The organism is uncultured Parvibaculum sp., assembly GCF_963975745.1.
Lineage (GTDB): Bacteria > Pseudomonadota > Alphaproteobacteria > Parvibaculales > Parvibaculaceae > Parvibaculum.
The window spans coordinates 1-2445 of record NZ_CAXBIB010000036.1; the positions used below are offsets into that span (position 1 = coordinate 1).

2 protein-coding genes are annotated in these 2445 nt (G+C 65.5%); one reads left to right on the forward strand and one right to left on the reverse strand.

Going from position 1 to position 2445, the window contains the following annotated elements; genetic code table 11:
- Positions 1–197 precede the first annotated feature (197 nt).
- Complete coding sequence (locus AAC071_RS16600; protein ID WP_339834790.1) at positions 198–1538, reverse strand: hemolysin family protein; 1341 nt, start codon at positions 1536–1538, stop codon at positions 198–200.
- A 120-nt stretch (positions 1539–1658) separates the two neighbouring features.
- Here AAC071_RS16600 and AAC071_RS16605 point away from each other — a divergent pair, with 120 nt between their 5' ends.
- On the forward strand, positions 1659–2117 hold the full coding sequence (locus AAC071_RS16605; protein ID WP_339834792.1) for a GNAT family acetyltransferase: 459 nt from the start codon (positions 1659–1661) through the stop codon (positions 2115–2117).
- Positions 2118–2445 lie beyond the last annotated feature (328 nt).

Here is a 2445-nt window from a genome sequence, read left to right on the forward strand (position 1 = left end):
CCGCACCCATCCTGACACATCCCCAACACACAGGGACCCATTGGTTCCCTCAGCAAGGGCGATGATGCACTGCGCTTGTACCAATGCGTACTGTTGAAAGCTGCGGCAAGTTGAAATGCGAGTGGGTCCCGGGGACAAGCCCCGGGATGACACTTTTATTTTTATCTGGCTCGGAGAAAGATCGCCAACCGCCTGGATCAATCCGCGCTTCTTGCCAGGGCGCTGCCGATGGGGAGGTTCTGGGCGGGGACGATCAGGACCTTGTCGATGCGCGGACCGTCCATGTCGACGACTTCGAAGCGGTAGCCGTTCCAGCCGAAATAATCGCCTTCGCGCGGCAGGCGGCCGAACCAGTTGAACATCACGCCGGCCAGCGTGTTGACCTCGCCGCTTTCGTCGCCCGGCAGTTTCGACAGTTTCAGCAGGCGGCGCACCTCGTCGACCGAGACGACGCCGTCGATGATGTACGAACCGTCTTCGCGGATGGTGACGGCCGGGTTGTTGTCGGCGGCGTGGTCGGACAGGTCGCCGATCATCGCGAAGAAGATTTCCGACATGGTCAGCGTGCCGACGACATCGGCATATTCGTCGATGACGAAGGCCATGAACATGTTTTCCGACTGCAGAATGCTCAGCGCCTTGAGGACGCTCGCCGTGCGCGGGATGTAGAGCGGCGGCGACATGCGGGCCAGCAATTCGTCGTTGGATTTCGGATCGAGGAAGAGTTCCTCGAGCCGGACCATGCCGATGAAGGGGCCATTGGCGCCGCGCCGGACCGGATAGCGCATCCTCTGCTCGCGGCGGATCAGGGCCAGATTGGCCTCGACCGGCTGTTCGGCATCGAGCCAGACCAGATGCAGGCGCGGCGTCATTACCTCGCTGATGCGGGTGTCGCCTAGCTGGAAGACACGGTTGACGATGTCGCGTTCGACGCCCTCGATGGCGCCGGCGGCCGCGCCCTCCTCGATCAGATGCCTGATCTCGTCTTCGGTGACCTGCGGCGCCTCGCGGCCGGCAATGCCGTAGAGCTTCAGAACCCAGTCGGTCGAGTGCGAAAGAAAGGTGACGGCCGGGCCGAGCGCCCGCGCGAAGCCGCGCATCGGCCGGGCGACGCCGGCGGCGATGCCTTCGGGATTGGAGAGCGCGATGCGCTTGGGGACCAGTTCGCCGAGGATCAGCGTCAGATAGGTCAGCACGATGACGACCAGGCCGAAGGCGACGGGCTGGGCGTAAGCGCCGATCCAGGGCCAGTCGACCATGACGGCCGAAATGGGACCGGACAGCACCGCGCCGCCGAAGGCGCCGGTGAAGACGCCGACCAGGGTGATGCCGATCTGCACCGAGGAGAGGAAGCGGCCGGGCTCGGCATGGAGCTTCAGCGCCGCCTCGACCGGGGCGGTGGCGGCGCCCGAACGCTTGCGCGCGCTGACCAGCGCCTGCAGGCGCTGGCGCCGCGCCGAGACCAATGCCATTTCGGACATCGAGAAAAACCCGTTCACGAGGATCAGAACGAGCAGGATGACGATGTTCGAGAGCATGGGATCCCCGGGGGCTGGAGGGAAAGTATAGGCGAGAGCGCGCGCTTGCGCGACGGGGTAGCGCGGAAGGGCGGAACGCGGCAGGATTGGCCGCTTTCCCGGGCGAAACGGAGAAGGCACATGCCTCACAGGGATATCGAATCAGCGGCGGCGCGGGTGGCGCGGGACGGCGACGGGCCCGCGCTTGTGGCGCTGTGGGCGGCGGCGGGGCTGACGCGGGCCTGGAACGACGCGGCCGCCGACATCGCGTTTGCCCGGGGCGGGCCGGCCTCGGACGTGCTGGTGATCGAGCGCGCGGGCCGGATCGCGGCCAGCGTCATGGTCGGCCATGACGGGCATCGGGGCGCGGTCTATTACGTCGCGGTCGATCCGGCGCTCCGGGGGCAGGGGCTCGGGCGCGCGATCATGGCAGCGGCGGAAGCCTGGCTTCGGGCGCGGGGCGTCTGGAAGCTCAACCTGATGGTCCGGCGCGGCAATGAGGGGGCGATGGGGTTCTATGCCGGGCTCGGCTATGGCGAGGACGAGGTTGTGGTGATGTCGAAGCGGGTCGCGCCTGTGCCGCATGCGGTGGCGGATTGAGGGAAGGAAGGGGTTCACGCGGAGACGCGGAGGCGCGGAGATAGAGAAGAAAGAAAGTTTATTTCACGCGAAGGCGCGAAGACGCAGAGAAGGGAAGAGAAGAGAAGATTTCTGGCGCTACGCGCCGGGGGGTTTTTGCGATTGTCTCAGCGCAAATCCAAAATACAGGTGTCACCCCGGCGAAAGCCGGGGCCCATTGGTTCCCTCAGCAAGGGCGATGGTGCGCGGCGCTAGCGCCATCATACAACCTCAAAAGCTGCGGCAAGAGGCACTGCGAGTGGGCCCCCTGAGTTCACAAACGAAGTGCAACACCAGCTTGGGCTTAAGG